Annotated in this window: 8 protein-coding genes; 7 read left to right on the forward strand and 1 reads right to left on the reverse strand. The window is 70.6% G+C overall.

The features are described 5' to 3' along the window. Positions 1-133 precede the first annotated feature (133 nt). From glsA (AC1MEQ_RS05870) to AC1MEQ_RS05895, 6 genes are all read left to right on the forward strand, one after another. A complete protein-coding gene (gene glsA, locus AC1MEQ_RS05870; RefSeq protein ID WP_479794823.1) occupies positions 134-1,960 on the forward strand; it encodes a glutaminase A in 1,827 nt (608 codons plus the stop codon). 160 nt (positions 1,961-2,120) lie between these two features. After that, a complete protein-coding gene (locus AC1MEQ_RS05875; protein ID WP_479794824.1) occupies positions 2,121-2,594 on the forward strand; it encodes a DoxX family protein in 474 nt (157 codons plus the stop codon). Positions 2,595-2,762: 168 nt separating this feature from the next. Next, positions 2,763-3,230, forward strand: a complete 468-nt coding sequence (locus AC1MEQ_RS05880) for a MarR family winged helix-turn-helix transcriptional regulator (protein ID WP_479794826.1) — start codon at positions 2,763-2,765, stop codon at positions 3,228-3,230. Between the two features lie 23 nt (positions 3,231-3,253). After that, a complete protein-coding gene (locus tag AC1MEQ_RS05885; RefSeq protein ID WP_479794828.1) occupies positions 3,254-5,053 on the forward strand; it encodes an MFS transporter in 1,800 nt (599 codons plus the stop codon). A 65-nt stretch (positions 5,054-5,118) separates the two neighbouring features. Beyond that, entirely contained in the window at positions 5,119-6,924 is a 1,806-nt protein-coding gene (gene glsA / locus AC1MEQ_RS05890) for a glutaminase A (RefSeq protein ID WP_479794830.1), read from the forward strand. Between the two features lie 127 nt (positions 6,925-7,051). Then, entirely contained in the window at positions 7,052-7,189 is a 138-nt protein-coding gene (locus AC1MEQ_RS05895; RefSeq protein ID WP_479794832.1) for a hypothetical protein, read from the forward strand. Between the two features lie 107 nt (positions 7,190-7,296). Here the strand turns inward: AC1MEQ_RS05895 and AC1MEQ_RS05900 are convergent, their stop codons facing one another. After that, entirely contained in the window at positions 7,297-8,814 is a 1,518-nt protein-coding gene (locus tag AC1MEQ_RS05900) for an asparagine synthase-related protein (RefSeq protein WP_479794834.1), read from the reverse strand. Positions 8,815-8,954: 140 nt separating this feature from the next. On the opposite strand from AC1MEQ_RS05900, the gene AC1MEQ_RS05905 reads away from it, so the two are divergent. Next, entirely contained in the window at positions 8,955-12,611 is a 3,657-nt protein-coding gene (locus AC1MEQ_RS05905) for a TM0106 family RecB-like putative nuclease (protein WP_479794836.1), read from the forward strand. Positions 12,612-12,627: the final 16 nt, after the last annotated feature.

Here is a 12,627-nt window from a genome sequence, read left to right on the forward strand (position 1 = left end):
GGGGTGCATCGCGATTACTCGACCGTATTGCATAACAGCGCCGAGCGCCATGGATAGTCCTGCCCCTTGTGCTGGCGGGCCCCAGCGGCGTGGGTCGGGGCGGACCGCCGGCCGCGGCCGTTACTGTGGCAGTATGCAATCCCCGATCGAGAGCTACCTGCGCCGGCTGCACGCCGAGCTTTCCGAGCTGCGCGCCGGCACCCCGTACCAGGGCATCCCCGCCATGGCGGGAGCGGACCCGGACGACTTCGCCATCTGCCTGGCCACCGTGGACGGGTACGTGTACGAGGTCGGGGAGGCCGACACCGAGTTCTCGATCCAATCGGTCTCCAAGCCGTTCACCTACGGGCTGGCACTGGAGGACCTCGGGCCGGAGGCGGTCGACGAGAAGATCGACGTCGAGCCCTCCGGGGACGCCTTCAACGAGATCTCGCTGGCCGCCGGGTCAGGCCGCCCGGCGAACGCGATGATCAATGCCGGGGCCATCGCCGCCACCTCGCTGATCAAGGGCTCGGGCGGGCGCAAGGCGTTCGACCGGATCCTGGCCACCTATTCCGATTTTGCCGGCCGCCCGCTCTCGGTGCGCGAATCGATCTACCGCTCCGAGCTGCGTTCGGGCCACCGCAACCGGGCGCTGGCCAACCTGCTGCGCAGCTTCAACATCATCGAGCAGGATCCCGAGGCGGGGTTGCGCAACTACTTCCGCCAATGCTCGGTCATGGTCAACGCCCGCGACCTGGCACTGATGGCCGCGACCCTGGCCAACGGCGGCACCCACCCGCAGACCGGCAAGGAGGTCATGGGCATCGACGCCATCCAGCGGGTCCTGTCGGTGATGATGACCTGCGGCATGTACGACGACGCCGGCTCGTGGACGAGCACCGTGGGCATGCCCGCCAAGTCCGGGGTCGGCGGCGGGCTGCTGGCCGTGCTGCCGGGCCAGCTGGGCCTGGCCATCTACTCGCCGCCGCTGAACGACCACGGTTCCTCCGTGCGCGGCGTGGCCGCCTCCGAGCGCATGGCCGCGGACATGGAACTGCACTTCGTGCGTGCGGCCCGCATGGGCCGCTCGGTCATCCGCGAAAGCTACGACCTCACCGAAGCGCCCTCCGGGGTCCGCCACAACGACGAGGCCGCCGCGGTGCTGGAGGAGAACGGGCATCGGGCGCAGATCCTCGAACTCAACGGCGACCTGCTCTTCGCCGGGGCCGAATCGATGGTCCGGGCGGTCAGCGAACTGCCCGACGAGGTCCAGCTGGTCATCCTCGACGTGAGGCGCGTCGACGAGGTCGGCGACGTGGCGATCAACATGTTGCGGGACCTGCGCGACGGCCTGGTGGCCGGCAAGCGCCGCCTGGTCCTGATCGAGAACGAGGGAAGGATCGCCGACGAGGTGACCGCCGGGCGCGACGACGTGCCCGTCTTCGGCACCCGAAACGACGCCGCGGAATGGGCCGAGGAGTGGATCATCGCCGTCCACGGTGGGCCCGGCATGGCCCCGGACATCGTGGACATCCCGCACTTCACGGCGGTGGCACCGCTGGAGACGGACCAGATCGCCACGCTGGAGGCCCTCATGGAGGAGCGCAGCTACGCAGACGGCCAGGTGATCCGCCGGGTCGGGCAGAAGTTCGGCGGTGTCTACTTCATCCTCTCCGGCAAGGTCGCCACCACCAGCACGCAGAACGGCCACCGCTTCCGGCACGCCACGCTCGGCGCGGGCATGACGTTCGGCGAGATCGCCCTGGGTGGGGACCGCGGGCAATCGCTGCGCGTCACGGCCGAGGGCCGGGTCCAGCTCAAGGTCCTGCCCGCCGAGGCCATCGCCGGGGTCGAGGAGGGGAACCCGGAACTGGCCGTCGCGTTCTGGAAGGCCGTGGCGCGCGACGCGTACACACGCGTCGAGCAGAGCTTCCGCGAGGCGGCCGTCCGCGAGCGGGACCAGACGCTGGAGGACTAGCGATGCGTCACCCGGGGTCACCGATGTGGGAAAACGCACATTAGTTGAATCTACAACCAATGATGCGACAGGATGGCTGCAGGCCGCCACCGCGCGGCACCGGCGACGGGCCCGACCCGCCGACCGGATGCACCGACCCGCCGACCGCAAGGACCCACACATGACGCAGACGATCGACCGCCCGGCCACCACCACCCCGGCTCCGCGCCTGGCCTCCCCCGCCACGACCGCGGGGCTGCTGCTCCGGCTGGTCTTCGGCGCACTGTTCACCGCGCACGGCGCCCAGAAGATCTTCGAATGGACCATCGCCGGAACGCAGCAGGCCTTCGGCCAGATGGGCATCCCGCTGGCCGACCTGGCGGCCCCGGTCGTCGCGGTCCTGGAATTCGGTGGCGGCATCGCCCTGGTCCTGGGCCTGCTGACCCGCCCGATCGCGCTGCTGCTGGCCGTGGACATGCTCGGAGCCCTGGCCCTGGTCCACCTCAGCGCCGGCCTCTTCGTCGCCGACGGCGGCTACGAACTGGTGCTGGCACTGGCCGGCGGGGCCGCCGCCCTGGCCCTGGTCGGCCCGGGCCGGTTGTCGCTGGACCAGCTGCTGTTCGCCAGGCGGCGGGCCGCCACCCCGGCAGCCTAGCGCCCAGTACCACCCGCACCAGGCGGCGTCGGACCACGGTCCGGCGCCGCCTTTTCGTGCGCCCGGAAGGGCGCCCGCCAGGTGCATGCCCGGCAGCCGCCGTCGTTCCCCGCGTCACACGACACGACAAAGTACATAGGACTTTGATATAAATATCCTATGCAAAACATGGACCAGGCGCCCGATCCAGCGGAGATCTCCGACGTCGCCCGCCTGCTGGAGGAGCTCTTCCGGCTCCATCGCCGGCTCAGCCCGCCGAGCGACTACTCGCTGACCGTGTACTCGGCGCTGGGCTCGCTCAGCCGCCACGGCGATGCCCGGCTGACGGCCCTGGCCGCCCATGAGGGCGTCAGCCAACCGTCGATGACCCAGGCCGTCGGCCGGCTCAAGCGCGACGGGCTGGTCGCCCAGGTCCCGGACCCCAGCGACGGGCGCGCGGTGCTGATCAGCATCACCGATGCCGGCCGCGCCGCCCTGGCCGAACGCCGGAGCAATCGTGGCGAACGCGTCGCCGAACTGCTCGCCTCCCTCGACGGGTCCGACCAGCGCTCGATCGTCGCGGCCACCGGCGCCCTGCGCAAACTGGTCGATGCCGCCCCCGACCGGCGCCCCGAAAACCCCGGAACCCACCCCTGAAACCCACTTCGATTGGAGCACCGATGAGCGGAGCACCAACGACCGGCGCCAAGCCGGCCAGCCCCTTCAAACAACCCAAGGCCGTCTATGCGCTGGCATTCGCCTGCGTCGTGTCCTTCATGGGGATCGGACTGGTGGACCCGATCCTGCCGGCCATCGCCTCCGACCTGGACGCCTCCCCCAGCCAGGTCACCATGCTGTTCACCAGCTACCTGCTGGTCACCGCCGTCGCCATGCTCTTCACCGGCTGGATCTCCAGCCACATCGGCGCCAAGCGCACGCTGATCTACGGCCTGTCGATCATCGTCGTCTTCTCCGCACTGGCCGGGATGTCCGATTCCATCGGCGGCATCGTCGGCTTCCGCGCCGGCTGGGGCGTGGGCAACGCGATGTTCATCGCCACCTCGCTGGCGGTCATCGTCGCCTCGGCCTCCGGCGGCTTCGTCGGCGCGATCGTGCTCTACGAGGCCGCGCTGGGCCTGGGAATGGCCGCCGGCCCGCTGCTGGGCGGGGTGTTGGGCAACATCAGCTGGCGCGGCCCCTTCCTGGGCGTCTCGGTCCTGATGCTCATCGCCCTCGTCGCCACCATCACCATGGTCGCCCCGACGCCGATACCCGTTAAGAAGACCAGCATCCTGGACCCGCTGAAGGCGTTGAGGCACCGCGGCCTGCTGACCATGTCGCTGATGGCACTGTGCTACAACTGGGCCTTCTTCACCGTGCTGGGCTACGCCCCGTTCCCCATGGGCCTGGACGCCTCCCACCTGGGCATGGTCTTCTTCGGCTGGGGCCTGCTCGTCGCCATCTTCTCCGTCTTCGGTGCCCCGTGGCTGCAGCGCAAGCTCGGCATCGCCGGAACCCTGTATCTGAACCTGTCGCTGTTCACCGTCACGATCCTGGTCATCGGCATCTGGGTCCACCGGCCCTCCGTGCTGATCCCCGCGGTCATCGCCACCGGCATCTTCATCGGCGTGAACAACACCGTCACCACCCAGGCCGTCATGACCGTCTCCCCGGTCGAACGCCCGGTCGCCTCCGCCGCCTACGGCTTCGTGCGCTTCATCGGCGGCGGGCTCGCCCCGCTGGCCGCCGGCAAGCTGGTCGAGCACTACAACATGCACGTGCCCTTCATCATCGGCGCCGTCGCCCTGGTCATCGGCCTGGCCATCCTGGCCTCCGGCCACAAGCTGCTGCGCCAGGCCGAGGAGGCCCAGGCCGCCGACACGGCAGCCGCCGCCGAATCGGCCGCCGGCACCACCGGCACCACCGGGCACGACGCCGGTGCCCCCGCTGGTGCACCCCTCACGACGGGCAGCCGGGTGATTCCCGTGGACCACGCCGCCTCGGCGGCCAACACCGCCGGTGTCGAGGGAACCGTGGTCGCGGCCATCGACGCCTCCGATGCCGCGGACCGCGTGGTCGACAAGGCACTGCGCGTCGCCGCGGCGACGCACCTGCAGGTCCATGTGGTCCATGCCCTGGAATCGGTCATCGCCGGCGATACCGCCCTCGACGGCGAAGACGTCCAGGCGGCCTCCGCTGCCGTCGCCCGCCAACTGGACCGCCTGGCGGCCGCCGGGATCCCCGCGTCCGGCCAGGTCCTGCTGACCGCCCCGGACCACCCAGCTGACCACGCCGGCGCCGGGCACGCGGTGGCCGACTACGCCAACCGCATCCAGGCACGGACGCTGGTCATCGGGGCCCCGACGCACGGCGGGTTGTCCGCCCTGATGGACGCCTCGGCCAGCCAGGAGATCTGGCGCACCGCCCGTACCGACGTCACCATCGTCAACCCGGTGGCTGCCCTGCCGGCGGCGCGCTGACCGCTTCGGCCACGGCGGGGGAACCGGGAACGGGTCCCCCGCCGAACGCGTCCTAGGCTGGTGCCATGGAATCGCCCATCATGACGTATTTGCGTGAGCTGCACGCCGAGATCTCCGCCGAGCGCGCGGGGACGCCATACACCGTGGCCCCGGCCGGGACCGCCGTCGACCCCGAGGACTTCGGCATTTGCCTGGCCACCGTCGACGGCTACGTCTACGAGGTCGGCACCACCCGTCAGGAATTCACCCTCCAGTCGATCTCCAAACCCTTCAGCTACGGGCTAGCGCTGGCCGACCTGGGCCACGAGGCCGTCGATGCCAAGGTCGACGTGGAGCCCTCCGGTGACCCATTCAACGAGATCTCCCTGGCGGAGGGCAGCGGCCGCCCGGCCAATGCGATGATCAATGCCGGCGCCCTGGCCGTGGCCGGGATGATCAAGGGTTCCGGCGGAAAATCAGCGATCACCCGGATCGTCGACCTCTACTCCGACTGCGCCGGGCGACCCCTGCGCTCGAGCCCGAGCGTGTTCGCCACAGAGATGCGCCACAGCGACCGCAACCATGCCCTCGCCTATCTGCTCAGCTCGTTCGGCATCATCGAGGAACGCCCCACCGCCGCCTTGAATACCTACCTGCGCCAGTGCGCCGTCCAGGTCACCTGCCGCGACCTGTCCATCATGGCTGCCACCCTGGCCAACGCGGGAACCAACCCGCTCACCGGCGCGGAGGCGTTGGGCATCGCCGAGGTGGAACGGATCCTTTCGGTCATGATGACCTCGGGCATGTACGACGACGCCGGCGCATGGGCCAGCAACGTGGGCATGCCCGCCAAGTCCGGCGTCGGCGGCGGCACGCTGGCGGTGCTGCCCGGACAGGCCGGGCTGGCGGTCTTCTCCCCGCCCCTGGACCCCCACGGCGGTAGCGTCCGCGGCATCCTCACCAGCCAGCGGCTGTCGCAGGAGATGGAAATGCATTTCGTCCGCTCAGCGCGCGCCGGCAGGTCGGCCATCCGCGCATCGCACGACATCACCGAACTCCCCTCGGGCATCCGGCGCAACGATGAGGCCGCCGTCGTGCTGGCCGAGCATGGGCACCGGGCCCGGCTGATCGAACTCAACGGAGACCTGCTCTTCGCCGGCACCGAATCCGTGCTCCGCGGCATCAGCGACCTCGACGAATCCGTGGAGATCGTGCTGCTGGACGTGCGCCGCCTGGACGAGGTTGGCGGGGTGGCGCGGCGCATGCTGGCCCGCATGCAGCAGGCCCTCGCCGCCGAGCAGCGCATGCTGCTGACCATCGACCCCGAGGACCTGCTCACGGGAACCTTCGATGCCGGCGTCCCGGTGTTCGACACCCGTTCGGCCGCCGTCGAATACACGGAGAACCAGCTCATCATCCGCTACGGCGGCGGGCTGGACTTGTCCGCCGCCGTCCCGGTGACGGCCTCCCCGGCGCTGGCGGGCCTCGCCCCGCAGGATGTGCTCGACCTCGCGGCCCGGATGGAGCGACGACACCATGTCGACGGCGACATCGTCCGCCGCGTCGGCCAGCGCTTCGGCGGCGTCCACTTCATCGTCTCGGGCAAGATCAACACGATCACCACCGACCCGGAGGGGCGGCGGGTCCGCCTGAGCACCCTCGGCGCGGGCATGACGTTCGGGGAACTGGCCCTGGGCAGCGAGGACCGGCAGGAGACCACCGAAAAGGCCGAGGGCCCCGTGGAGCTGATGGTCCTGGGCCCGGAGGCCATCGATCAGCTGGAGACCGAGGACCCGTTGCTGGCCGTCCAGCTCTGGCGGGCGCTGACCCGCGATGCGTACGTGCGCGTGGACCAGTACCTGCGCGAAACGGCGGTCCGCTTCAGCGAATGATGGGTGCGATCATCGCCATCGCCGCCGGAGCCCCCTCCGGACCCGTCGACCATAGCGACAACAGGGCAGGGACAGCGTTGCCGAAGGCTCCTCCCGACGGCGGCATGACCTGCTGATCAGGGTGGGCATGGACTTCTTGGAGTTCCCGGGCAAGCGCAGCGACGATGTGCTCGAATACGGGCTCGGCCACTTCGCGGTCGTCGGCATCTCCGTCCCGTTCGCCACGGTCATCGACGTGGCGCCAAGCCGGTCGTCGTCGCGCTGACGATGTACCGGTTGCTGCCCATCGTGCGCAACACCATCACCGGGCTGTTCGGCTAGCGACCGGCCCATCCGGTCGGCAGCGGCAACGGCGGGCGGTTCGGGGTGGCCTCAGGCCTCGGCGAACCGCCCGACCGTCCGCTGCGCGTCGATGCCCGGCAGCGCCTCGGTGAACATCCGGTAGTAGGACAGCTCCTCGGTGGTGCGCAGCGGCGGATCCAGGACACCGGCCTCGGCCGCCAGCTCGGTGGCGGTGGCCCGCGCACCGAAGTGCCCGCGGAGCACGTCGTTCATCCCGGTCCCCTCGCCGAACTGCTCCTTGCGCCGCCACAGCACCTCCTCGGGCAGCCATCCGTCGAAGGCGCGCCGCAGCAGCCACTTGGCGGGGCGGTCCGGTCCGGTCAGCTTCCACCCCGGTGGCAGGGCCAGCGCCAGTTCCACCATGTCGAGGTCCAGGAACGGCAGCCGCGGTTCGAGTCCGTGCGCGCCGGTGACCCGGTCCACACGCTGCAGGCCCCCGATGTGCAGTCCCGCGATGGTCTGCAAGAGGTCCTCATGCAGCGCTTCCCCCGTGTCGTGTTGGCCGTAGTGCGAATATCCGGCGAACAACTCGTCCGCCCCCTCGCCCACCAGCACGATCTTCACGTGCCGGGCGGCAAGCTCGGCCACCAGGTGGTTGGGCACCGCGCTGTGCACCAGCGTCGGGTCGAAGGACTCCAGTTCGGCGACGATCCGGGGCACCAGGGCGATGGCGTCCTCGGCGGTGTAGATGAGTTCGTGGTGGTCGGTGTCGGCATGGGTGGCCACCAGCCGGGCCGCCAGCAGGTCGGGGCTGCCCTCCATGCCGACCGCGAACGTCTGCAGCCGGCGGCCCTGCCGGGAGGCCGCGCGGGCGGCGATCGCGGTCACGATGCTCGAGTCCACGCCCCCAGAGAGCAGCACCCCGACCGGAACGGCGGCGTCCATCCCCCGTTCGACGGCGCGCACGAGCGTCTCGCGCAACGCATCAAAGACCCACTCGGGAGGCTCCTCCTGCGGGCTTCGGCTCTTGAGCAGCACCGGGGCACCGGCGGGGAAAACCGGGCCGGCCTCCAGCCCCGCTTCCGGGGTCCACCGGTGGCCCGGCGGAAACGGCTCGACATCGACACGCCATGCTTCGTCGAACGCCTTCATCTCCGAGGCAAACAGTACGGTGCCCCCACGCCGGGCCCAATACAGCGGCGCCAGCCCCAGCAGGTCGCGGGCCACCGCGAACCCGCCGCCCTCGGTGGCGATCGCCAGGGCAAACGTGCCCCACAATTTCCCGAACGCGGCGGTGCCCAGCTCGGCGTGCAATTCCAGCGCGGCCTCCAGATCCGATCCCGTGCTGAAGCGGTCGGCGCCCAGCGTGCCGCGGATCCGCTGGTGGTTGTAGATTTCGCCGTCACCGACCAGCCAGCTCCCGCCGCTTCCCCGCAGGGGCTGGAGCCCGTCACGCGCGTCGGTGATCGACAGGTTGGCAACCCCCAGCCAGGCATCGCCCACCCAGCGGACGCCCTCCCCGTCGGGGCCACGATGGGCCAACCGGGCCAGCATCCGCTGGCCCATCTCCGGGTCGAACGGCCCGTGGGCCGCCACTATGCCTGACATCTCAATCCTCTTTCGACGGGTCGTGGGCTCCCCCGTGCGGCCAGTCTAGCCAGCAGCGCGGCCAAAGCGTCGGGTCGCGCTGCTAGATTCGAGAAGGACGACGCCGGGAGGGACCCGGGTCGCGGGAAATGGGGGTGGCGATGTTCCTGCTGGACGCCGCGGAGACCGGAGAGCCGGCGCAGCTGGTCTTCTCCGCATCGGATCTGGTCATCGCCAGCGAATGCGAATACCAGTCGCTGTACCGGCTGGACGTCAAGCTCGGCCGCCGCCCCAAACCGGCATTCGCCGCCGACGAGATGCTCGACCGGGCCGCCACCTTGGGTGACGTCCACGAGCAGCGGGTCCTGGCGCGGCTGCTGGAGACCCACGGGCCGTGGGACCGCGAACGCGGCACCGGGGTCAAGCTCATCCCGAAGGCACCTTCCACCGACCGGGCCACCTTGGAGGCACTCGCCGCCGAGACCACCGAGGCACTCACCCTCGGCGCCGACGTCGTCTTCCAGGCCACCTTCTTCGACGGCGGATTCCTGGGCTTCGCCGACTTCATCGTCCGCGATGCCGACGGCCGCTACGCCGTCTGGGATTCCAAGCTCGCCCGCCATGCCAAGGTCACCGCGCTGCTGCAGCTGGCCGCCTACGGCGACCAGCTCGAACGCCTCGGCTTCACCCCCTCCCCCGTCGCCACCCTGGTGCTGGGCAACCTCCAGCACAGCGACCATCCGATGCCCGACCTGCTTCCGGCGTACCGTGAACGCCGCTCCCGGTTCCGCCACCTCGTCTCCACCCACCGCGCCTCCGGGGCACCGGTGGTCTGGGCCCAGAACGGCATCGGTGCCTGCGGCCGCTGCGACTACTGCGCAGAACAGGTCGCCGCGCACGATGACCTGCTGCTGGTCGGGGGCATGACCTCGGCCCGCCGCCGCAAGCTCATGGCCGCCGGCATCACCACCATGCACGAGCTCGCCGAACAACCGGCCCCGGCCGACGAGGCGGCCGGTTCCGCCCTGGGCCGCCTGCGCGAACAGGCACGCGCCCAGACCGGCCTGCTGGACTACGACGGCTCCGCGACCGCCGGGGACCACACCGTCTCCTACCGCGTCATCCCGTCGCACACCATCGATGCACTGCCCCCGGCCAGCACCGGGGACATCTTCTTCGACTTCGAGGGCGACCCGCTCTGGCAGGACCCCGACACCGGCAGCTGGGGCATCGAGTACCTCTTCGGCGTCATCGAGCACGACACCGGGACCCCGGTCTTCCGGCCGTTCTGGGCGCACTCCCGGGCCGGGGAGAAGCGCGCGTTCCTGGACTTCCTGGCCTATGTGGAGGACCGCCGCCGGATCTGGCCGGACCTGCACGTCTACCACTATGCCCCCTACGAGAAGTCGGCGCTGCGCAACCTCTCCACCACCCACACCGCCGGTGAGGACACCGTGGATGCCTGGCTGCGGGCGGGCCTGCTGGTGGACCTGTTCGACGCCGTGCGGCATTCGCTGCGCATCTCCGAGGCGTCGTATTCGATCAAGAAGCTCGAGCCGCTCTACATGGGTGGCCACCTGCGCGGCGGTGACGTCAAGGACGCCGGGGCCTCCGTGGTCGCCTACGCCCACTACTGCAGGGCCCGCGATGACGGCCGGACCGCCGAGGCCGGGCAGGTTCTGGCCTCGATCTCCGACTACAACGAATACGACTGCCTCTCCACCCTGCGCCTGCGCGACTGGCTGTTGGGCCTCGCTGCGGAGCACCCTGCCCTCCCGGGACCGGATACGGGCACCTCCGCGTCCACCGCCGTCGTCCCGGGGGCCGAGGCCCCGCCGCGGGAGGCGTACCAGCCCACCGAGGACGAGCTGGCGTTGCAGGCCTACCTCGCATTGGACACCGATTTCTCCGGGCTCGACGACGAAGCCCGGGACCAAGCCCGGGCCGAACACGCGGCAGTGGCCATGGTCGCCGCGGCCACCGGCTACCACCGGCGCGAGGACAAGCAGTTCTGGTGGGGCCACTTCGACCGGCTCGAATCCCCCGTCGAGGACTGGGCCGAAACCCGCAACATCTTCCTCGTCGAATCCGCCGAGGTTCTCGAGGACTGGACCAAACCACCGCGCGCCCGCACCGAACGCCGTGTGCTGGAACTGGCGGGCACCGCCTCGGACGGAACCGATCTGCGGGCCGGGAGCACCTGGTTCCGCATGTATGACGCCCCCGTCCCCGACGGCGCCGACGTCCCGCTCGACGCGGACGGGCTGCCCGTGCCGCACGCCCGCGGCGGGATCTTCGACGCCGAGGTCACCGCCGTGGACTCCAGCGGCGACACCACGGTGCTGACCGTCGTCGAGAGGTCCTCTGGCCGCATCGCCCCCTACCCGCAGACCCCGATGGCGCTCACCCCCGGCAAGCCCATCATGACCGTTTCCATCCGCGGGGCCCTGGCCGAGCTGGCCCGCGAAGTCGGCTCCGGACTGGACATCCCCGCGGGGCACGACGACGGTGCCCCGGCCGTGGTGCGGCGGGCACCGCGGCTGCCCCGCCACCCGGGCATCGACATCCTGGCCCGCCGGGCACCGCGCCTGTCCACCCTGCAGGCGCTGCCCGCCGTCGAGCCCGATGCCACCGGGCGCGGCGACTACACGGCCGCGATCACCGCAGCGGTGGCCGATCTGGACCACTCGTACCTGGCCGTCCAGGGCCCGCCCGGCACGGGGAAGACCCATGTCGGCTCCCATGTCATCGCCGCCTTGGTCGGCCGGGGCTGGAAGATCGGGGTGGTCGGCCAGTCGCACGCCGTCGTGGAGAACATCCTCACCGCGGCGATCACCAAGGCGGGGATAGATCCCGAACGGGTCGGCAAGAAGCCCAAGGACCCGTCCACCCCCGTCGCGTGGAAGGTCACGGACGACAAGAAGTTCGACACGCTGCTCGATTCCGACGGCGGGGCGCTCATCGGCGGGACGGCGTGGACGATGACCGGCAAACAGGTCCCGGCCGGGTCGCTGGACCTGCTGGTCATCGACGAGGCAGGGCAGTTCTCGCTGGCGAACACGCTGGCCGTCTCCCGGGCGGCCCGGCGCCTGCTGCTGCTCGGCGACCCGCGCCAGCTGCCGCAGGTCACCCAGGGTACGCACCCGGAGCCGGTCGATGAGTCGGCCCTGGGCTGGCTCTCCGAGGGCAATGCCACCCTGCCGGCCGAGCTGGGCTACTTTCTCGCCGATTCCTGGCGCATGCACCCGGCGCTGTGCGAGAAGGTCTCGGTGCTCAGCTACGCCGGACGGCTCGCCGCCGCCCCGGCCGCGGCCCTACGCCGGCTAGACGGCGCCGATCCGGGCGTCGAGACCATCATGGTCCCCCACCAGGACAACGTGACCTCCAGCATCGAGGAAGCCACCGAGGTCATCGGCCAGGTCCGGCGACACCTTGGCCTGCGCTGGGACGACGGCGGCCGCAGCCCCGTCCGGGCGCTCGGCCAGGAGGACATCCTGGTCGTCGCCGCCTACAACGCCCAGGTCAACCTGGTCCGCGAACGACTCGACGCCGCGGGCCTGACTGGGGTCCGGGTCGGCACGGTCGACAGGTTCCAGGGCCAGGAGGCACCGGTGGTGCTGGTGAGCATGGCGGTCTCGGCCGCGGCGGACGCCCCGCGCGGCATGGATTTTCTGCTCAACCGCAACCGCATCAACGTCGCGGTCTCCCGCGGGCAATGGCGCGCTGTGATCATCCGCTCCCCCGAGCTGACGAACTTCCTGCCGGGCCGGCCCGACGGCCTGGCCGAACTCGGTGCGTTCGCGGGGCTGTGCAGCTAGTCGATGCGAGCCGGGC

The sequence above is a fragment of the Arthrobacter sp. ASL1 genome (assembly GCF_056680475.1).